This is a genomic window from Haliscomenobacter sp. (assembly GCF_033763495.1).
In the GTDB taxonomy this organism is placed as follows: domain Bacteria; phylum Bacteroidota; class Bacteroidia; order Chitinophagales; family Saprospiraceae; genus Haliscomenobacter.
In genome coordinates this window covers 82,433-101,713 of record NZ_JANRKL010000181.1, presented here as the reverse complement: position 1 = coordinate 101,713, position 19,281 = coordinate 82,433, and the positions used below count along the sequence as shown (strand labels likewise).

Genomic DNA, 19,281 nt, shown 5'->3' with positions numbered 1-19,281 from the left:
GTCGGGGCAACCCTGTGTGGTTGCCCATTCCTGCTTGGTTGCCTGCCAGACCTTGTCCAGCAAAAAACAACCCCAAACAGAGGACTGCAACTGTCCCCACCAAACTTCCAAAAATCCGCACTATTCCTTTTGGCAAAATATCCGCAGAAGCGTGAATAGGTCGATACAATGCTGGCAATTTTTCACTCACATTGGCACTAAAACGCATAGAAGGCTGCTCAGGCTCTAATTCTTGCAGAGCCTCCTGCAAACTTTTGGCCATCGCCAGTTCTTCGGCAAAGGCTAAATCCTGAGTCATCAAAAGTTGTACCTGTTCTTTTTCCTGAGGAGAACACTCCCCATCGAGGTATTTCCAGATTAAAATGGACTGTGTATTTTCCATACTTAGTGTTGATCCAAAGCACTGGCCGTCAATTCCTGGCGCAACTGCTCTCTTAAACGAAACAATTTTGTTTTGACATTGGTCACACTCAAACCCGTTATTTCGGCAATCTCCTGTACCGATTGTTCATGCAGGTAATACAGCGTAATGATGTTGGCGTCACCGGGTTTCAGCCGATTGATGACCGACTGTACCTGATGCCTGAGGTCATTGTCCTGGGTTAGCTCAGCCGGATTTTTGCTGTGCACATCTGGTGTTTGTAATGCGGTACTTCCCGGATCAATGTTTTGCAAAGGTAATTTTTTCTTACGGGCATTGTCAATGGCCGTACGATAAGTAACCGCATAGAGCCAGGAACTAAATTTGGACTCTTGCCGATAACTACCCAGCATTTTGTACACTTTTAAAAACACGTCCTGGGACACTTCCTCTGCTTCTTCCCGAGAATTCAAGACCCGCATAGCAATGGTAAAGACATAGTTCTGGTATTGTTCCACCAGTTGGCGGAAAGCAGCCTGATCTCCCCTCAGTACACGCTGAACCAAAAGTAGGTCTTCTTCCATGTAGTGCGTTTGCAAAATACCTGGTTTGCCACAAAAAATTACTTCACGATCTTTTTGAAGCTTTTGAATAGAAAGCTCTCGTGAAATGAACCGTTAGGCTTCCTATTCAAAACCCAAATCGGGAAGTAAATTTTTCTACTTTCCTAAGACGAGCTTTTACTTTTGCTAGGTTACAACTTTTTGGGAAAATATTCCATTCCGACTCGATATATTTGCGCAAGACGGACCCCTAAAAGAAAGGCAATGCAAGCATTTGAATTAATCACTACAAAGGAAGGACTAGAACACTTTGCTCAGATCAACACGAACATCGAGTGGATGTGCTTTGACTCAGAATTCGTTGGGGAAAAAAGATTTACAACTCGCCTGTGCCTCATCCAGGTAGCAACGGAGCACGGTTTGTTTTTAATTGACCCTTTTCCGCTTAAAAGCCTGGGGCCATTTCTAAAAATGATTGAGGACCCCAATATTGTAAAAATCACCCATGCTGGTGAAAACGACTACCGGTTGCTCTATGCCACCCATGGCACTATTCCTAAAAATACCTTTGATACCCAAATTGCGGCTGGTTTTTTAGGGTACCGTTATCCTTTGGCGTTCAAAAAACTGGTTGAGACCGAATTAAAAATCAACCTCAATAAAAGTTTTACAGTAGCCGATTGGGAAGCTCGCCCATTTAACCAAAATCAACTCAAATACGCCATTCAGGATATTGAACCGCTGTATGATTTGTGGAAAAAACAGGAAGCAGAGCTTAAACGGCACCAACGCCTGCATTGGGCAGAAGAGGAGTTCAGGGGGCTAGAGCGGGAAGCCTATTATGCTCGTGATCCCCATCACGAAGCGCTGAACAGCGATTTGATGAAATCCTTGAACAAAAGGGAGCGCTTGTTCCTGTTGCGTTTGTTTGAATGGCGGCGCAAAACGGCGGAGGAAAAAAACTACTCCAAAGAAATGGTGTTGCCTAGCAAGTTTATGAGCCAAATCGTGCGTAGCATGCGTTCGGGGCGAGCTGGTTTGCGTGAAAATCGGCGCATTCCCGATAAATTTGCTGGTGATTTATGGCCGGTTATGAATGAATTATACCTCCGGGAAATCAGCGAGGATGAGAAGTTTTTGCTGCGCCAGGTCCCCACGGAAGACGAAGAAAACCCCAATGAAGAAATCCTGACCGAGTTTTTGTACCTCATCATTCGCCACCAGTGTATGCAAAAAGGCATTTCACATGCGCTGGCTTTGCCACGCAATTGGTTTAAAAAAATCAAAAACGATCCGGGGTTTGCGGAAGAGGTATTTACCCAGGGCTGGCGCAAGGAACTGTTTGGAGATACCTTTATTCGTTGGTTGAGCCAGCCGGATAATTTGCGCATTGAGATCAAGCCAGATGTGATCGAACTGCGCCTTTCGGACAACTAAGGGCACGCAGTATGGAGAATTTATTGGAAGTGCAAAACCTGACCATTCGCTTTGGTGCCAATACCGTGGTGGATGACCTGTCTTTTGTAATGCCAAAAGGAAAGACGCTGGCCATTGTTGGGGAATCGGGATCTGGAAAATCAATGACGGCTCTGGCATTATTAGGTCTTTTGCCTACCGAAGCACAGCTCAGTGTTCAACAAATGTCCTTTCAGCCCGCTGCTGGACAGCACTTTCAATTGCAAAATTGCCAGATTAAAGATTGGCAGCACATCCGAGGTAAGGCCATAGGTATGATTTTTCAGGAACCGATGACTTCGCTCAATCCGCTACAACGATGTGGCCAACAAATTGATGAAGTCCTACGTTTGCATTTGGGGCTCAATGCCCAACAAGCGCGGCAACGAAGTTTGGAATGGTTGGGCAAAGTGAAAATTCAGGATCCTGAACGCATTTACCGTGCGTATCCGCATCAAATTTCCGGAGGGCAAAAACAAAGGGTCATGATTGCTATGGCCATGTGTTGCAATCCAAGTTTGTTATTGGCCGATGAACCCACCACTGCTCTGGATGCCACCGTACAAAAGGAAATTATCCTGCTCATGCGCGAATTGCAGGAGGAATTTCACACGGCTATTTTATTCATATCGCATGATTTGAGGTTGGTTGCTGACCTGGCCGATCAGGTGCTGGTCATGCAGCAGGGTAAACTGGTGGAAAAAGGAAGCCGCGAACAGATTTTTGGTCAGGCCCAGGCTCCATACACCAAAGCATTGCTGAGTTGCCGCCCTCCTTTGGACCATAAAGTGGCTCGACTGGCCACTATTGATGATTTTGTCGAAAATGAGCAAAAACCTGAGATAAAAGAAGTTGCTCCACCAATACCGCCTACTCTCCGCACAAATTTGTTGGAGGTGAAAAATTTATCGACCTGGTTTCCAGTGCAAAAATCCTGGTTTGGCAAAACCCGTAACTGGGTAAAAGCCGTACAAGATGCCAGCTTTGACATCAAAGCAGGGCAAACGTTGGGTTTGGTGGGAGAGTCAGGTAGTGGGAAAACCACCCTGGGAAGGAGCATTCTGCGTTTGATTGAACCAAGCGTGGGTGTCATCCATTACAATGGTCAAAATATTGAAAAATTAGACGCTGAGGCTATGCGCCAATTGCGTCGGGAATTACAGATCGTTTTTCAGGATCCTTATTCTTCATTAAACCCTCGCTTGCCAGTAGGTTTGGCGATTACTGAACCGATGAAGGTCCACGGCATCGGCAGCAGTGACCAGGATCGGGTAGCGCGTAGCATTGCCCTTTTGGAGCAAGTGGGATTGCAGGCCGACCACTTTACCCGTTATCCCCATGAATTTTCCGGTGGTCAGCGCCAGCGTTTGTGCATTGCTCGGGCGCTGGCTGTACAACCCCGTTTTTTGGTGTGCGATGAGGCGGTTTCCTCTCTGGATGTCTCCGTACAGGCCACCGTGCTCAATTTGCTCAAAGATTTACAGGCACAACAGGGCTTGACCTACCTTTTTATTTCCCACGACCTGGCCGTAGTCCGCTTCATGTGCGAAGATATTATGGTGATGAAAGATGGCGTTATTGTAGAAAATGGCCCGGCAGAACAGGTTTTTGAAACGCCTGCACATCCCTATACCCAGGCTTTGTTGGAAGCTTCCCGCTAACTTTGGAACTTTTTTGGGTGAAAAGCCATTTTCCCTGCTATCAACTTATGTTCGAAGCCTTTTTTCTTAATCCCATATTATGGCAAAAATTCACATTCGAGGCAAAGATTTAATGAAAATGGGCTACCCGGAAGGTCCCGTGATCGGTCTTTGCATCAACCTGATCCCCAAACATTACAAACGACATACCCAGGAACAAGTAGACGAACTGCTGCGATCCATCCTGGCAAACCCTAGTGATTATGCCGAAGATGCAGTATTGGGTCGCATTGTGGAAGCACTGGTTCAACCGGAAAAACAAGGCCCGGTATTGATTGATCTTATGCCCAAAGCCAAAACTTACCCGGTTTTTGGGGCGGAAAAAATTGAAGCAGGAGCCATCCAACAAATGGAAACCGCCATGCGCCTGCCGGTTACCCATGCCGGGGCCCTCATGCCCGACGCACACCAGGGCTATGGCCTGCCAATTGGCGGGGTGTTGGCTACCGAAAATGCAGTGATTCCCTATGGAGTGGGCATGGACATTGGTTGTCGCATGTGTATGACGATTTATCCAGTGGAGCCACAAGCATTGGAGGCCAAACGCAGCATGTTTAAAAAACTGTTGTTGGAAAATACCCGCTTTGGATTCGGCACTTTTGAAAAGCCGATGGACGATGCCATTTTTGAACGACCAGAATTCAAGGAGGTGCCCAAGTTGCGTTCCTTAAAAAGCAAGGCCTGGGAACAAATTGGTTCTTCGGGTTCGGGTAACCACTTTGTAGAGTTTGGCATTGTGGAAATCATGGATGAGCACAATGAGTTTAATCTGCCCTTGGGCAAGTACCTGGGTTTGATGTCGCATTCCGGTTCCCGTGGGTTAGGGGCTACTTTGGCGCAGTATTATACCAAACTGGCGATGGAAACCTGCAACTTGCCCAAACAAGCCCAACACCTGGCCTGGTTGGGGCTTGATACCGAAGCTGGTCAAGAATATTGGGTTGCAATGAACCTGGCGGGGGATTATGCCTCAGCTTGTCACCACCAGATCCATCACCGTATGGCAAAGTCTTTGGGCGAAAAAGCCCTGGCTATTGTGGAAAACCACCACAATTTTGCCTGGAAAGAAACCCTGGCCGATGGCAAGGAATACATTGTACACCGCAAAGGGGCTACTCCGGCGGGAAAAGGTGTGTTGGGTGTGATCCCGGGTTCGATGACAGCGCCTGCTTTTATCGTCCGTGGGAAAGGATTTGAAGACTCCCTCAACTCCGCTTCTCACGGTGCTGGCCGCCAGATGTCGCGCCGGCAGGCCTTGGAAGCTGTAACCAAATCCGAACTGGATAAACACCTGCGTACCCACGGTGTGGAACTGCTGGGAGGAGGACTGGATGAAGCACCTTTTGCGTACAAAAACATCCACCAGGTGATGGCAGCCCAGGAATCACTGGTGGAAACGATAGGAACTTTTCATCCAAAGATTGTTCGCATGGAAGGCGAATGATCCAAAAATAGGATTCCTTCGTAAATAAGGGGACGGCTCACAAAGTCGTCCCTTTTTTCATTCCAAGCAACACCGAATGAACCTGCGATTGATCCTTGTTTTTACTGCATTTTCCTTGGGAATAGCCCAGCCTCTGGGGGCACAGCTCTGGCGGCAACGCGATAGCCTCCTGCACATTTCCCTCCAACATAGGCAGGATACCACAGGCATGTTGGCCCTCATGGATGTTGGAAAACTGTACCTGGAATACCGTGCCGATTCGGCGGAGCACTTCATCCGCAAAGCCCTCAGCAAAGCGAATCGTTTGCAATTTGGTTCCGGTATCGCCCGCGCTGAAATCAACCTGGGGTATGCCCTGATCAATCAGGCCAAATATGATGAAGCTTACGAACACACCCAAAAGGGTTTGATTTGGGCGAAAAAGGAAGGGGCTATAAAGTTACAAGTTGCCGCGCTGGTGAACACTGCCAATATCTGCTTGTACAGAGGTAGTAATTTTAAGGTCATCGAGGCGTATGAGCAAGCCCTTTATTTGGTGCATCACCATCCTGAAGTATTGCCCCCTCATTATCCTCTGGCCATTCAAAACAACCTGGCCATGGTTTACAATGGCATCTCCTTGTACAGAGAAGCCCTGAAAATTTTGCGGGAAACCCTGAAAAAAGGAGAGGAAGGAGGCCTTTCCTCGGTTGTAGTTCAGTCTTTACAGCACCACGCAGAAGCTTATCTAGGGCTGCAACTTCAGGATTCCGCAACATGGTGTTATGAAAAACTTATCCCCATGTGTCGGGATTTGGGAGAAAATGTGGTATTGGCCGGAGCTTTATCCAATCTGGCCGAAATCAAAATGAAACAGGGGCGAATCGAATTATCCAAACGGTATTATCAGGAGAGTTTGAATTTATCGCTGCAAACCCGGGATGGTATCAATCAAATGTATTCCTTACACGGCCTGGGCTTGGTCGCTTTAAACCAGGGCAATTGGAATGAAGCTGAAAATTTTGTCAAATCTGCACTGAAGCTCGGCATCGAACAAAAGGCTGGAGCCTACACCTTTGCTTTGTACCAAACCCTGTCCTACCTGGCCCTGGCCCGGGGTCAGATAGATGCATACCGACAATATTTTTCAATGTACCAATCGGGTCGTGATTCGGTCCAAAACGAAAAACTCATCCATGTACTCCAGGAACTGGAAACCAAATACGCTACCAAAGAAAAAGAATTGCGGATTGTTCAATTGACCCAAATGCAGCAGAATCAGCGCCGACTGGCACTGGGTGCATTTGTCCTGGCCATTTTGGTTGGCATTGTGGGTTGGCTGGCCTGGCGCAATCAGCGCAACCGCAAAAAACTGGCAGAGCAAGTCCTCCAGTTGCAAGAACAAAAATTCAGAGAATTGGAGCAGGAAAAACAGTTGCTGGCTGCGGATGCCATGCTGAAGGGCCAGGAAGAAGAACGCCGCCGATTGTCTCGGGATTTGCACGATGGACTGGGGGGAATGTTGTCGGGCATCAAACAATCCCTTATGGTGATTAAGGCCAACCCTGAAATGCCCGAACAAGGAGCGCAATCCATTGGCCGCACTATTGATTCCATGGATCAATCCATTAATGAAATGCGGCGCCTGGCCCGCAACCTGATGCCAGAAGCCCTGCTCAAATTCGGATTGAAAGACGCCCTTCAGGATTTTTGCGACCACCTGGGCAATAGCACCCCAATGCAAATCCAATACCAGACTTTTGGTATCGAGCAACGGATACCCGAGGGGCAGGAGGTGATTGTATTCCGGATAGTGCAGGAGTTATTGAACAATGTAGTCAAACACGCAAAAGCCAGTATGGTTTTGTTGCAATTGCTGCGTGATGGGCAACGCTTTAGTCTTACGGTAGAGGACAATGGGGTAGGTATCCCCGAGGATACTTTGGAAAAAGCACAGGGCATTGGATGGGCCAATATTCGTTCCCGGGTTGATTACCTGAATGGGCAATTGGATATTCGCTCCAAACCAGGTCAGGGCACTTCTATCAATATTGATTTTGTGTTGAATTGACAGGATTTGTAAACCATTAAATGCAGATTCAATGACCAAGGTTTTTATCATCGACGACCACCCCATGGTGGTAGAAGGCATCAAAGGTTTGTTACAAGGCGAGGAACATTATCCCGTGGTGGGAAGCGCCCATTATGCCTTGGAAGCACTGGAGGCATTCCGCCAGGATATGCCCGATGTGGTTTTATTGGACATCAATTTACCCGATTTGAATGGCATCGAATTGTGTGAACGGATCAAAAAAGAATTCCCAGCCATCAAAGTTTTAGGCATCAGTACCTTCAAGGAACGCAGTTACATCACCCGTCTGATGGAGAAAGGTGCTTCGGGATATGTGCTTAAAAATGTAGACAAAGAGGAACTCATCGAAGCCATTCGACAGGTAGCGAGGGGGCGGATGTACTTCAGCATGGAGGCTTCAACTGCAATAACTACCCAAAGATCATCGGCTCAGGTACCTGTTTTGACTAGCCGGGAAAAGGAGATTTTGGTCCTGATTTCGGAGGGTTTGACCAATAAAGAAATTGCAGATCAATTGTACATCAGTCCTTTGACGGTAGACAGCCATCGGAAAAACCTATTGGCGAAATTTACAGTACGAAACACCGCAGCGCTGGTCAAATTGGGCATTGAGCATGGCCTGATTGCCCTTTAAAAAAATTAACGCATCAACCAGGTGAAAGCCCCGGCAAATTCACTGGCCCAGAATGCTTCATTGTGTTTGCCTTCTTTGGGGATGGCTGTGTACAAGCGGCGTTTGTTGAAGCCAGCTTCTTTGAGCACCTTGGCCATCCGTTGCATGGGCTCAACCATTTCAACCTGGCCTTCCATGGCTCCGGTGAATAGGTAAATTTTGAGTTTTTTAGCCATTGGCCCTTTCTTTTTAGCTAGCTCAAAGGCTGCTTCGGAATGCCAAAAAGAAGCAGAAAAGACCCCGGCACGTCCAAATACCTGGGGATACTCCAATGCGGCATAAAAAGCAATGAGGCCACCCATTGAAGACCCAATTACCGCAGTAGATTCAGGCCCTTTGAGGGTACGGAAGTGTTGATCAACGTAGGGCTTGAGGGTTTCAACCATAAATTTGGTATATGCCACTCCTTCGCCTTTTCCAAAGCGGGGATGATCCCATGGAGCGTATTCGGTCATGCGTTTTTCGGCGCCATTGTCGATGCCAATGACGATACAACTGCGTTTGAGGGTGCTATCCAGGTGATTGAGGGTTTCGTCGACGCGCCATTCTCCGGCAAAACTGGTCTTGGCATCAAATAAATTTTGCCCATCCTGCATGTACAAAACGGGATAGCGTTTTTGATTTTTATCGTAATCCAGAGGCAAATAAACCCAAATGCGGCGTTTGCGCTTGAGTTGAGGAATCTCAAAATCTGTCGCCAAAATTTTTACATTCGGGGCGGCAGTACTTTCGTGAAAGTGGTGTGGTATCGACAAACTTTGGGCAAAAGCCTTTTTGTTACGCATGCTGAGGCTACTTATCGTACTTAAAATGATGAGTAAAAGGATGTTCATTGTAGTAGTCGGGTTGGCGTAGTTGAATGGGACAAAGATAAGCAAAAGTCAAAGCTAAAAGGACTTGACCAAAATACAAAAAACGGCTACCTTCGTATCATGGCGAAATACGATGAAAAATCCCTGAAGGATGTACTCCTGGAGATGGTCAACCAGTACCGGCTCAAACAAGGCATCAGCGAGTCCCAGATCAAGGCTGCCTGGGCACGTTTGATGGGACCATCCATTACCCAGCATACCACCCAAATTCGGGTCATTCGCAAAAAAATGTACCTGATGATCGATTCCCCTTCCCTACGACAAGAGCTATTTTATGGACGGGAAAAAATCCGCAAGATGATCAATCAGGATTTGGGGGAGGAATATTTGGAGGAGGTGTTTGTGAAATAGGCTGGATACGATTTGATTATCAAGCAATCGATAATATTCTTTTTTGAGTTAAGAGTGAAGAATACATGATTTATGAGTTTTGAAGTGAGCTACCGCAGCTGCTTAGACGTAGACTACTCTTCAACATTTCAACTATAATTTTTTCAATTTCACAAATAGGTCCCAAGCCACAATCCCCACACATACCGAGATGTTTAAAGAATGTTTGGTGCCAAATTGGGGGATTTCCAGTGCGCCATCCACGATATCCATCACTTCATCGGCCACTCCGGTAACCTCATTGCCAAATACCACCGCGATTTTGCTGGTTTTAAGGGGCTTAAACTGCTCCAGAGAAGTGCTATTTTCGGCTTGTTCTACCGCCCAAACCTCAAAACCATCAGCTTTCAACTTTTGCACGGCCTCAGCTGGATCTTCCACATACTCCCAATCTACTGAATCTGTAGCGCCGATAGCGGTTTTGAGGATTTCTTTGTGGGGTGGCTGGGCAGTAATGCCGCAGAGGTAGATTTTTTGCAAGGCAAAGCCATCCGCAGTTCGAAAGGCCGAACCAACGTTGAGCGCAGAGCGGACATTGTCAAGTACTAAAATCAGGGGTGTTTTTTCCTGGATTTTATACTCTTCAACGCTGCTGCGTTCCAATTCCAGGATGTTCTTTTTGCGAAAAGCCATTTGTGCTTATGGTTTTTTAAATAAAATAGTCTTCAAACCTGCTCTTTTCAAAGTCAAAACCGGAGTCCATTTTTCGAAAAGCAATTTTCGGTCTTCCTCCGAAAAATCATTCATCACGCTGGAGAAATAGACGTACTCATTTTGGGACAAATTTAAGGGGCTGAACCCATCCTGCCTACCATTCAAGTCGCGCCAGTGCAAGGGGCCAATTTCCGGAAAGGTAGTTCCAACTTCTTCCAATGCAATACTGTGTTGGTCCAAATATTGAATCACTTCCTTCCGCATGGCGAAATGTGGCCAATGAGCAGGAGTGCTATCCCAACCTTGAGCGATTCCAGTAGGGTAAACCCAAAAATTTCCACTAGCCAGGATCAGAAGAACAAGACCCAGGAGAATCGATTTGACCCTGCTTTGGAGTTGACTTTGTTGCAGAAGCATAAAGAAAAACAGGTGCAAGGCCAGATAAAAAGGCAACAAATACCGGTGCGCGCTTACCCCTTGAAACAACAAAAAATGGGGAACTTGAATGAACAGCGTGATGAGGACCAGGGAGAAAAATGGATTAGACCTTAAAGTTTTATATTGTTTAAAAGCCAAGGTTAAAGTTGCCAAAACCAAAAACACCCGCCCATAATCGGCAATTCGCCAGGCCAGCACAATTCCATTTTTTAGCATCCCTTTAAATCCAACCATTGTAAAACTCTCCCGCCAGGGCGAATCAGCATGGAATCCAATCCAGGACTTTGCCCAAGCGTGGTACCCCAAAAAAGCCAGCGCCAATAAGCCAGCGGGAATAAAAGGTACTGTACTGCGCAGCCAATGAACAGGCCTGCGCCGTTCGCCAGGTTGAAGATTTACCACATAAAAAAAATACAAGGCCAGTACCGCCATCATGCCCCTTAAACTAATGATGGCCAAAACAATGGAACAGAGGAATAATAAACCAGAGCGCTTTTCCAGAACCCCCGCTAAACCCCAAATGAACAAAGCAAATAAGGCAACATCAGGGCTGACCAGGGAAATTTGCCCCAGAAAGACAGGGTCCATAGCGACCACTACAGGGAAAAACCACTTAGAATAACCATTAAAATTTTTACTCAGTCGGAATAATCCCATCAATATTAATCCAACAAAAGGAAGTATCGCCAAATGACTCACCAGGAGTAATTGCCCAAAGCCCCGCCAACAAAGTGCCAGATACATACCAAATCCGCTGGGATGGCCACTATCAATTGCATCTGGCAACAACAGGTATTTGAAATGTTGGTCATAATACCATTGAGCTTGGCGAGAGGCCAATTGGATGGTATCCCAAAAAAAAGGATGGCGACAGGAGCGGAGCCAGACCACAACGGCGATTAAAACGGGAGCGATGCCTAAAAGAATCGCCCCCGTTTCAGACCATTCTTTAGGCAGGAGTAAGAACTTTACTTTTTTCATGCCCTTTTTGAAAAGCCATTGCGGCCTTAATGAACTGTACAAACAGTGGATGTGGATTTTCAACCGTACTTTTCAACTCAGGGTGAAACTGAACACCGACAAACCAGGGGTGGTCTTTTAGTTCCACAATTTCTACCAGATTAGAATTAGGGTTGATTCCGGTTGCCAACAGACCCGCTTGTTCGATTCTCTCGCGGTAATCATTGTTGAATTCGTAGCGGTGGCGGTGGCGCTCACTTATTTTTGTGGTGCCGTAGGCCTGAGCAGCCTTGGATTTGCGTTTGAGCTCACATTCAAATGCTCCAAGGCGCATGGTGCCGCCTTTATCGGTGATTTTTTTCTGCTCCTCCATCATATTGATCACTGGATCGGGACCATTAGGATTGACTTCCGTAGAGGCCGCCTGCTCCAAGCCCAACACATGCTGGGCAAATTCAACCACCGCACACTGCATACCCAGGCAAATGCCAAAAAATGGAATGTGGTTTTCCCGTACGTATTTGATGGCCGCAATTTTGCCATTGATACCCCTTTCGCCAAAGCCAGGGGCAACAAGTACCCCGTGTAAACCAGCCAGTTTTTGCTCGATTTCTAAAGGATCACCCTCCAACTGCTCAGAGTGAATTGGTACCACTTTTACCTTACATTCGTTGGCTGCTCCTGCGTGGACAAAGGATTCGTGGATGGATTTGTAAGCGTCTTGCAACTCGTTGTATTTGCCCACTAAGCCAATTTTAACCTCAGTTTTGGGTTTTTTGAGCTTGGTCAAGAAATTTTTCCAACGGGTAAGATCGGGCTCACGGCGGTCGGGCAAACGCAATTTGGTCATGACCGTAGAATCCAAACGTTCTTCCAACATCAAGAGCGGAACATCGTAAATGGTATCCGCATCCATGGATTCGATCACCGAGTTGACATCTACATTACAAAATAAGGCCAGTTTGCGCCGAATGTCCATGTTGATGTGGTGCTCGGTGCGGCAAACGAGGATATCGGGCTGAATTCCTGTATTGAGTAACTCTTTTACCGAATGTTGAGTAGGTTTGGTTTTGAGCTCTTTGGCAGCATTGAGGTAGGGGATCAAAGTCAGGTGAATGACCAGGCAATTGTCCGCACCCAATTCCCAACGTAACTGCCGCAAGGATTCCAGGTAGGGTAGGGACTCAATGTCGCCAACCGTACCCCCCAGCTCAGTGATCACAATTTCAAACTGCCCGGTAGTACCCAAAATCTGCATGCGCCGCTTGATCTCGTCGGTGATATGGGGAACTACCTGTACCGTTTTACCAAGGTACCCTCCTTGCCGTTCTCTTTCGATTACGGTTTGGTAAACCCTGCCAGTGGTGACGTTATTGGATTGTGAAGTTGGAACATTTAAAAAACGTTCGTAGTGTCCTAGGTCCAGGTCGGTTTCGGCACCGTCGTCCGTTACGTAGCACTCGCCGTGCTCATAAGGATTGAGAGTGCCGGGATCGACATTGATGTAAGGATCAAATTTTTGGATGGTTACTGAGAAGCCTCTGGCCTGAAGCAGTTTGGCCAGCGAAGCTGAGATGATCCCCTTACCCAAGGAAGAGGTTACACCGCCCGTAACAAAAATGTACTTGGTCATGATTAGCGAATAGCGAAAAGTGAAAAGCGAAAAGCGAAGAATGAAAAGTGAAAACTTCAAACACTGATTGAGGATCAGGGTTTTGTTTTCCGCTTTTCGCTTTTCGCTTTTCGCTATTTAGCTTTCCTTGTTACGGGTCGTAAAGATACGACAAATGCTGGGAAGCTTTTAACACAATTGACATTTTTCCTTTGATCATATGAGATACTGCTGAGGATCAAGGACAAAAAAAACTGAACTCCGAAAGATTATTTTGTTTCAGGGCCATTTTTATGTAATTCATCAAAAATGCTGAGGGATAGGAATCTTTTATTTGATTTCAATGTTAATTTAATGTAAATTTGAAGTAAAATTAAGATTAACTGGTTGCAAAGCCAGCCCAAATCTATGGTTTCATCTTTTAAATCACCGAAAATGAAGGGGTTAAAAGTGTTCTGTGTTTGGGTCCTTGCAATTGCCGTAACCGTTGTAGATGGCCAAAGTAGAATTGCGTATTTGAAGACCCGTGAGAAAAAAGAATTGGATTCGAAAGAATGGACGTCGAACCTAAATGTCGTTAGCGTACCGTTTCAATTTTCAGGAACCAATATCTTGATCAATGTAGATTTAGGCCATAAGAATGGTTTGTTTATTCTGGATACCGGAGCTCCTGCTTTGGTCATCAATGATCCACATCCTAAAAAAGAAGTACTTGCCAATGGTGTCAATGGTGCATTAAGCATGGAAGACACCACGATTAGATTTGTCAAAATCGAGCAAGTAGAATGGAGGAATATTTCTGCTTATGCTCTGGATTTGAGGCAGCTGGAAACCAGAAACCGCCTCAAAATTCTTGGCCTGGTTGGCTATGAGCTTTTAAAAAAGCATGAGGTATTGATTGCCCCCAAAGAACAAATACTGTATTTGCTGCCGGCTGATGAATCCTCTTTTTCTGGATTGCCCCAGCCTATGGTGAAAATCCCAGTTGCGCTGGAAGAACACATTCCGATAATTGAGGTGAAAATAAATGGAAAAAATTGGAAGTTCGGTATCGATACTGGTGCTGAATCCAATCTAATCAGTGCTGAATGTTTAACAGCTTTATCTACGGCAGTTTATCAAAAAAAAGGCATAGACAATGTCAGAGGACTGGATAAAAAAGTCAAATCCTGCCAAATCGTCGAATTAAATAATCTTGAGATAGGTAATTTGGTTTTTGAAAAAATAGATTTCACTGCCATTGATTTTGACCACATTGCAGCACAAAGCGGAATTCAGTTGGATGGGCTTATTGGTAGTGCCTTACTCAGTAAAATGAAATTTTCCATCAATTACCGGAAACGGAATTTTAAAATTTGGGAAAAATATTGAACTGGTAGTTCAGAACTCTAAAAGTGCTGCACGATGATTCCCATCGTGCAGCACTTTTAGTTTAGACTAATCTAAAGGTAGAAATAACCTTCCTTTTACATCCACTTCATATTGCAGCTTGATCTTTGCCATTGAGGGATAAAGGAATTGTCAATCAGTCATTTTACAATGAGTTATAAAACTTAACAGTAGAGACTTGTATAGTTAACCTAGATTTAAAAATGACTTAACATTGGCAATTTACCTTTGCGCCAGTATTTAAATAACCAACCAACCAACCATTATGAAGAGGTTCTTTACACTTTTCACCTTGGTTCTCCTAACACTAACCAGTATTACTGCTCAAACTGTGGTGAACATCACAGATGCGAGTATTGCGGCTGGTCAGAAAGTTACGTGGACCAAAAACAACGTTTATCTCTGCGACGGGCTCGTTTTCGTTGAAGAAGGAGCTGAATTGACTATTGAAGCAGGTACTGTAGTGAAATTCACTCCAAGGGCTGATGTAGGCAATCCTTCTGCATTGATCATCGCTCGTGGCGCTAAAATTTATGCAAGAGGTACTGCTCAAGACCCAATTATTTTTACTGCACAGGCTGATGATGTGAACAATGCAACAGACCTGGGGCCCACTGACAACGCTCTGTGGGGCGGGTTGGCAATTTTGGGTAAAGGTGTAACCCAGAAAAATGGAAATGCCACTGCTTCTGTGGAAGGTATTTCTACTAGTGAACCTCGTGGTTTGTATGGCGGAAATGACAATAATGACGATTCAGGTGTACTCCGTTATGTATCGATCCGCCATGGTGGACGTCAGATTGCATCGGGTTCTGAATTGAATGGCCTTACACTTGCAGGTGTTGGTGCCAAAACTGTTCTGGAATACGTCGAGATCTATGCCAACTCTGACGATGGTATCGAATTCTTCGGTGGAGCTCCAAACCTAAAATATGCAATTGTTGCTTTTGCGGAAGACGATAGTTTTGACTGGGACGAAGTTTACCTGGGCAAAGGTCAGTTCTGGTTCTCTATTCAGCGTCCTGATATCGCTGACAACGGTGGCGAATTCGATGGTTCTACTCCAGATGATGCTGCTTTTTACTCTAACCCAACCCTATACAACTGGACACACATTGGTTCAGGTGTAGGCGCTGCGGCGGGTAACGCCAACGGCTGGTTGTTGCGTGCAGGTACCGCTGGTACCATCGCCAACTCTATCGTAGTTGGTCAGAAGACTAAAGTATTGGAAGTACAGGATAAGAATACCCCAACCAACGATGCTCACCAGAAATTGGTGAAAGGCGAATTGAAACTGCAGAACAACTTGTTCTTCGGCAACGGAACCAGTGCTTTGGATGCCAGCGCAACGGGCGTAATCCGGATTACTTCTGGTCAGCCAACTCAAGATGATCCTACTGGTGCTGTTTTGATCAAACACCTGGGAGACAATAAAAACTTCATCCAAGATCCAGGTATCCGTGGCATTAGCCGTACCGCTAATGGTCAATTGGATCCTCGCGTTACCCGGAGTGGAGCTGCTTACACTACTGATTTGGCAGCAGTGCCAAATGATGGGTTCTTCGATAAAGTAGAATTCAAAGGTGCATTTGGTGCCAATGCTAGCGACAACTGGGCTGCTGGTTGGTCCACCTTGGCTAAAAATGGCCACTTCGGTACTACTCCCGCTGCACAAACCCTCAATATTGTAGACTCTTCACTGGTAGCCGGCAAAACCTACAACTGGACGAAGAACAATACCTACGTTGTAGATGGTTTGGTATTCCTTGAAGAAGGTGGTGTACTGAACATTGAAGCAGGTACGGTAGTTAAATTTACCCCACGCGCAGACGTGAACAACCCTTCAGCATTGATCATCGCACGTGGTGCAAAAATCTACGCTGATGGTATGGCTAGCATGCCAATCATTTTCACTGCTCAGTCGGATGACGTAAACAACCCAACTGATTTGGGACCAAGTGATAACGCCCTTTGGGGTGGTTTGGTGATCTTGGGCAAAGGGATTACCCAACAGAACGGTAATGCTACTGCTTCAGTAGAAGGTATCTCTACCAGCGAGCCACGTGGCTTGTACGGTGGTACAGACAACAACGATGACTCTGGTGTTTTGCGTTATGTATCGATCCGCCATGGTGGTCGTCAGATTGCTTCTGGATCAGAATTGAACGGTTTGACCCTGGGTGCAGTAGGTAGCAAAACGGTTTTGGACTATGTTGAAATCTATGCTAACTCAGACGATGGTATCGAATTCTTCGGTGGTGCACCAAATTTGAAGCACGCGATTGTAGCCTTTGCAGAAGATGACAGCTACGACTGGGATGAAGTATACGCAGGTAAAGGCCAGTTCTGGTTCTCTATCCAACGTCCTGATATTGCTGACAACGGTGGTGAATTCGATGGTTCTACTCCAGACGACGCTGCTTTGTATTCCAACCCAACGCTTTTCAACTGGACACACATTGGTTCAGGTGTAGGTGCAGCGGCTGGCAATGCCAACGGCTGGTTGTTGCGCGCAGGTACTGCTGGTACCATTGCCAACTCCATCGTAGTTGGTCAGAAAACCAAAGTATTGGAAGTACAAGATAAAAACTCACCAACCAATGATGCACACCAGAAATTGGTGAAAGGTGAATTGAAATTGCAGAACAACTTGTTCTTCGGCAACGGAACTAGCGCTTTGGATGGTACTGCAACAGGCATTATCCGGATTACCTCTGGTCAGCCTACCCAAGACGACCCTACGGGCGCTGTTTTGATCAAACACCTGGGTGACAACAAAAACTTCATCCAAGATCCCGCCATTCGTAGCATCAGCCGTACTGCCAATGCTCAACTTGATCCTCGCGTTTCTCGGAGTGGAGCAGCGTATACTACTGAGTTGGCTGCGGTTCCAACTGATGGATTCTTCGAAAAAGTGGATTTCAAAGGCGCATTTGGAGCTAATGCTAGCGACAACTGGGCTGCTGGTTGGTCTACTTTGGCAAGAAATGGCCACTTGGGTAGCACTGTTGCCGATACAGTATTTATTGTAGACTCTTCGTTGGTAGCTGGCAAAACCTACAACTGGACGAAGAACAATACTTATGTCCTTGATGGCCTGGTATACCTTGAAGAAGGTGGTGTGCTGAACATCGAAGCGGGTACAGTGGTTAAATTCACCCCACGTGCAGATGTGAACAACCCTTCAGCTTTGATCATCACCCGTGGTGCAAAAATCTACGCTGATGGTATGGTCAATATGCCAATCATTTTCACTGCTCAATCGGATGACGTAAACAACCCAACTGATTTGGGTCCAAGTGATAACGCCCTTTGGGGTGGTTTGGTGATTTTGGGCAAAGGGATTACCCAAAAGAACGGTAATGCTACTGCTTCAGTAGAAGGTATCTCTACCAGCGAACCACGTGGTTTGTATGGTGGTACCGACAACAACGACGACTCAGGTGTTTTGCGTTATGTATCGATCCGCCACGGTGGTCGTCAGATCGCTTCTGGCTCAGAATTGAACGGTTTGACCCTGGGGGCTGTAGGTAGCAAAACGGTTTTGGACTACGTTGAAATCTATGCCAACTCTGACGATGGTATCGAATTCTTCGGTGGTGCACCCAATTTGAAGCATGCAGTTGTAGCCTTTGCAGAAGATGACAGCTACGACTGGGATGAGGTATACACAGGTAAAGGCCAGTTCTGGTTCTCTATCCAACGTCCTGATATTGCTGACAACGGTGGTGAATTCGATGGTTCTACTCCAGATGACGCTGCTTTGTATTCTAATCCAACGCTTTTCAACTGGACCCATATCGGTTCGGGTGTAGGTGCTGCTGCAGGTAATGCCAACGGCTGGTTGTTGCGCGCAGGTACTGCTGGTACGATTGCCAACTCCATCGTAGTTGGTCAGAAGACCAAAGTATTGGAAGTACAGGATAAAAACTCACCAACCAATGACGCTCATCAAAAACTGGTGAAAGGCGAATTGAAGTTGTTGAACAACTTGTTCTTCGGCAATGGTACTTCAATGTTGGATGCTTCCAGCACAGGTATCATTCGTATCACTTCTGGTCAGCCTACCCAAGACGATCCTACGGGTTCAGTATTGATCAAACATTTGAATGACAACAAAAACTTCATTCAAAACCCAGTATTGAGTAGCATTAGCCGTATTGCAGATGGTTTGTTGGACCCTCGTCCAGCATTGCTAGGTGCTGCGTATACTACTGAGTTGGCTCCCATTCCAGCAGGCGATCCATTCTTCACTGCGGTTAACTACAAAGGAGCTTTTGCCAACGATACTCGGCAAAACTGGTTGGCTGGTTGGTCAACTTTGGCTCGCAATGGTCACTTGGGCTTTGTGACAACGTCTACGGAAGATTTTGCAGTAAGTGTACTGGATCGTTTCAAAATCTATCCTAACCCAACACGTGATCAGTTCACCCTTGAGTCAAATTTTGATGAGCATGTTCGCATCGATATCTTCAGTATCGAAGGGCGTTTGGTTAAAACTGCACAAGTGAATACTACCGGAGTAGTAAGAACTGAAATGTCGGGATTGATTCGCGGCATTTACCTGGTGAAGTTTACCACTGAAAGCGGCAAGTTTGCTGCTAAAAAGCTGATTGTAGAGTAATCAATCAACTGACAATAGTAAAACAGAAAGTGGAAGGTTCGCCTTTCACTTTCTGTATTTTCACAAACAAATTCA

At 46.1% G+C, this 19,281-nt stretch carries 14 protein-coding genes; 8 read left to right on the top strand and 6 right to left on the bottom strand.

Translation table 11 applies throughout. The features are described from left to right. Both SFV55_RS20100 and SFV55_RS20095 read right to left on the bottom strand, forming a co-directional pair. Positions 1 to 382: hypothetical protein (locus tag SFV55_RS20100; RefSeq protein WP_320031338.1), on the bottom strand; the 382-nt coding region annotated here is incomplete at its 3' end. Between the two features lie 2 nt (positions 383 to 384). Then, positions 385 to 960 carry an RNA polymerase sigma factor gene (locus SFV55_RS20095; protein WP_320031337.1) on the bottom strand — a complete coding sequence of 192 codons (576 nt, stop codon included), beginning with the start codon at positions 958 to 960 and terminating at the stop codon, positions 385 to 387. Between the two features lie 228 nt (positions 961 to 1,188). On the opposite strand from SFV55_RS20095, the gene SFV55_RS20090 reads away from it, so the two are divergent. From SFV55_RS20090 to SFV55_RS20070, 5 genes are all read left to right on the top strand, one after another. After that, positions 1,189 to 2,361 carry a ribonuclease D gene (locus tag SFV55_RS20090; RefSeq protein ID WP_320031336.1) on the top strand — a complete coding sequence of 391 codons (1,173 nt, stop codon included), beginning with the start codon at positions 1,189 to 1,191 and terminating at the stop codon, positions 2,359 to 2,361. An 11-nt stretch (positions 2,362 to 2,372) separates the two neighbouring features. Continuing rightward, on the top strand, positions 2,373 to 4,040 hold the full coding sequence (locus SFV55_RS20085) for an ABC transporter ATP-binding protein (protein ID WP_320031335.1): 1,668 nt from the start codon (positions 2,373 to 2,375) through the stop codon (positions 4,038 to 4,040). Positions 4,041 to 4,119: 79 nt separating this feature from the next. Beyond that, positions 4,120 to 5,523 (top strand): RtcB family protein, encoded by a 1,404-nt coding sequence (locus tag SFV55_RS20080; protein ID WP_320031334.1) that lies wholly within the window; start codon positions 4,120 to 4,122, stop codon positions 5,521 to 5,523. A gap of 76 nt (positions 5,524 to 5,599) precedes the next feature. Then, positions 5,600 to 7,573 (top strand): sensor histidine kinase, encoded by a 1,974-nt coding sequence (locus SFV55_RS20075; RefSeq protein ID WP_320031333.1) that lies wholly within the window; start codon positions 5,600 to 5,602, stop codon positions 7,571 to 7,573. A 31-nt stretch (positions 7,574 to 7,604) separates the two neighbouring features. Then, complete coding sequence (locus tag SFV55_RS20070) at positions 7,605 to 8,228, top strand: response regulator transcription factor (protein WP_320031332.1); 624 nt, start codon at positions 7,605 to 7,607, stop codon at positions 8,226 to 8,228. A 5-nt stretch (positions 8,229 to 8,233) separates the two neighbouring features. Here the strand turns inward: SFV55_RS20070 and SFV55_RS20065 are convergent, their stop codons facing one another. Then, positions 8,234 to 9,100 carry an alpha/beta hydrolase gene (locus tag SFV55_RS20065; RefSeq protein WP_320031331.1) on the bottom strand — a complete coding sequence of 289 codons (867 nt, stop codon included), beginning with the start codon at positions 9,098 to 9,100 and terminating at the stop codon, positions 8,234 to 8,236. 99 nt (positions 9,101 to 9,199) lie between these two features. Here SFV55_RS20065 and SFV55_RS20060 point away from each other — a divergent pair, with 99 nt between their 5' ends. Further along, positions 9,200 to 9,490 carry a DUF721 domain-containing protein gene (locus tag SFV55_RS20060; RefSeq protein ID WP_320031330.1) on the top strand — a complete coding sequence of 97 codons (291 nt, stop codon included), beginning with the start codon at positions 9,200 to 9,202 and terminating at the stop codon, positions 9,488 to 9,490. Positions 9,491 to 9,622: 132 nt separating this feature from the next. Here the strand turns inward: SFV55_RS20060 and SFV55_RS20055 are convergent, their stop codons facing one another. The 3 genes from SFV55_RS20055 to SFV55_RS20045 are packed head-to-tail and all read right to left on the bottom strand — an operon-like array spanning position 9,623 to position 13,214. Then, positions 9,623 to 10,162 carry an RNA methyltransferase gene (locus tag SFV55_RS20055; protein ID WP_320031329.1) on the bottom strand — a complete coding sequence of 180 codons (540 nt, stop codon included), beginning with the start codon at positions 10,160 to 10,162 and terminating at the stop codon, positions 9,623 to 9,625. 6 nt (positions 10,163 to 10,168) lie between these two features. Then, positions 10,169 to 11,602 carry a hypothetical protein gene (locus tag SFV55_RS20050; protein WP_320031328.1) on the bottom strand — a complete coding sequence of 478 codons (1,434 nt, stop codon included), beginning with the start codon at positions 11,600 to 11,602 and terminating at the stop codon, positions 10,169 to 10,171. Continuing rightward, positions 11,571 to 13,214: a CTP synthase gene (locus SFV55_RS20045; RefSeq protein ID WP_320031327.1), complete on the bottom strand. Its 1,644-nt coding sequence runs from the start codon at positions 13,212 to 13,214 to the stop codon at positions 11,571 to 11,573. Before SFV55_RS20045 ends, SFV55_RS20050 begins: the two co-directional genes overlap by 32 nt. Positions 13,215 to 13,628: 414 nt before the next feature. Here SFV55_RS20045 and SFV55_RS20040 point away from each other — a divergent pair, with 414 nt between their 5' ends. Together SFV55_RS20040 and SFV55_RS20035 are read left to right on the top strand one after the other, a co-directional pair. Then, positions 13,629 to 14,564 carry a pepsin/retropepsin-like aspartic protease family protein gene (locus tag SFV55_RS20040; RefSeq protein WP_320031326.1) on the top strand — a complete coding sequence of 312 codons (936 nt, stop codon included), beginning with the start codon at positions 13,629 to 13,631 and terminating at the stop codon, positions 14,562 to 14,564. A gap of 283 nt (positions 14,565 to 14,847) precedes the next feature. Continuing rightward, complete coding sequence (locus SFV55_RS20035; protein ID WP_320031325.1) at positions 14,848 to 19,206, top strand: T9SS type A sorting domain-containing protein; 4,359 nt, start codon at positions 14,848 to 14,850, stop codon at positions 19,204 to 19,206. Positions 19,207 to 19,281: the final 75 nt, after the last annotated feature.

What these genes read in the sequence shown, in the direction of transcription:
- SFV55_RS20085 (WP_320031335.1), top strand. Translation starts at nt 2,373, where the DNA reads ATGGAGAATTTATTGGAAGTGCAAAACCTGACCATTCGCTTTGGTGCC.
- SFV55_RS20065 (WP_320031331.1), bottom strand. Translation starts at nt 9,100, where the DNA reads ATGAACATCCTTTTACTCATCATTTTAAGTACGATAAGTAGCCTCAGC.
- SFV55_RS20055 (WP_320031329.1), bottom strand. Translation starts at nt 10,162, where the DNA reads ATGGCTTTTCGCAAAAAGAACATCCTGGAATTGGAACGCAGCAGCGTT.
- SFV55_RS20045 (WP_320031327.1), bottom strand. Translation starts at nt 13,214, where the DNA reads ATGACCAAGTACATTTTTGTTACGGGCGGTGTAACCTCTTCCTTGGGT.
- SFV55_RS20035 (WP_320031325.1), top strand. Translation starts at nt 14,848, where the DNA reads ATGAAGAGGTTCTTTACACTTTTCACCTTGGTTCTCCTAACACTAACC.
- SFV55_RS20075 (WP_320031333.1), top strand. Translation starts at nt 5,600, where the DNA reads ATGAACCTGCGATTGATCCTTGTTTTTACTGCATTTTCCTTGGGAATA.
- SFV55_RS20050 (WP_320031328.1), bottom strand. Translation starts at nt 11,602, where the DNA reads ATGAAAAAAGTAAAGTTCTTACTCCTGCCTAAAGAATGGTCTGAAACG.
- SFV55_RS20090 (WP_320031336.1), top strand. Translation starts at nt 1,189, where the DNA reads ATGCAAGCATTTGAATTAATCACTACAAAGGAAGGACTAGAACACTTT.
- SFV55_RS20040 (WP_320031326.1), top strand. Translation starts at nt 13,629, where the DNA reads ATGAAGGGGTTAAAAGTGTTCTGTGTTTGGGTCCTTGCAATTGCCGTA.
- SFV55_RS20080 (WP_320031334.1), top strand. Translation starts at nt 4,120, where the DNA reads ATGGCAAAAATTCACATTCGAGGCAAAGATTTAATGAAAATGGGCTAC.
- SFV55_RS20060 (WP_320031330.1), top strand. Translation starts at nt 9,200, where the DNA reads ATGGCGAAATACGATGAAAAATCCCTGAAGGATGTACTCCTGGAGATG.
- SFV55_RS20070 (WP_320031332.1), top strand. Translation starts at nt 7,605, where the DNA reads ATGACCAAGGTTTTTATCATCGACGACCACCCCATGGTGGTAGAAGGC.